This is a genomic window from Caulobacter sp. S45, from assembly GCF_009765965.1.
GTDB lineage: Bacteria > Pseudomonadota > Alphaproteobacteria > Caulobacterales > Caulobacteraceae > CAHJWH01.
Genome location: NZ_LMUL01000001.1, coordinates 233,568 through 234,296, shown reverse-complemented (window position 1 = coordinate 234,296; position 729 = coordinate 233,568). Strand labels below are relative to the sequence as shown.

1 protein-coding gene is annotated in these 729 nt (G+C 59.3%); it reads right to left on the bottom strand.

Going from position 1 to position 729, the window contains the following annotated elements; genetic code table 11:
- Positions 1-547: 547 nt before the first annotated feature.
- Positions 548-729 (bottom strand): hypothetical protein (locus GSQ87_RS01015; RefSeq protein WP_216838886.1); only part of this gene is annotated, 182 nt, incomplete at its 5' end.

Genomic DNA, 729 nt, shown 5'->3' with positions numbered 1-729 from the left:
CGTGACGACCTGACCCATAGCTCTCTCCTGTTCTGCAGAAGCCTATGCTCCCGCGGGGGTGGAGAGCCGTCCACCGCATCATTTGCTGACATGCCGCTTGCTCCAGCTACACGACATTCAGATAGGGCGCCGGTGGCCTAACCGGAGGCAGTGAATGGCCGAAGGTGGCGGAGGAGCGGACGTCGCAACGGCGCTCCAGAGCGGACGCTCGCCGGCGGCAGCTTCCTGGAGGTGGGCTACTGGAAGAGGACGACCCCTTGCGGCCATTGGAAGGGGCCGCTTTCGGTCAGCGCTCAGCGAGCAGCATTCTCACCTGAGCGCCTGCAAGGACTGCGAACATGGCCGTACCGACGCCGGTCAGGCCAATCGCGTGGTGAGCAGCGTGCGTTGCCAGAAGCCCAGCTCTTCGAAGAGCTGAAGGGCGAACAACTGAAGACGAAGGGAGACGCGATCCGACGTGAGATAGAGCGTGGGATGGAGGAGTATAATGAGCAGAGTTGGCTAGAAGGCCAATGATCGACCCCACCATAGCAAAGCTATCGGCCCATCAAATCTCTATAATGGAACGCGGCCAGACATAGGCGTCCATTGCTATCTCAGCGGCTCTAAGGTCCACTTCCCGCTTGAAAGAGACCCTAATTGTCCGGTCCCCTTTGGGATTGCGCCATTCAAACTCGATTTTTCCATCCAGCCCCATGATCGCCATCTTGGCCATCTCCAAGCGATCAT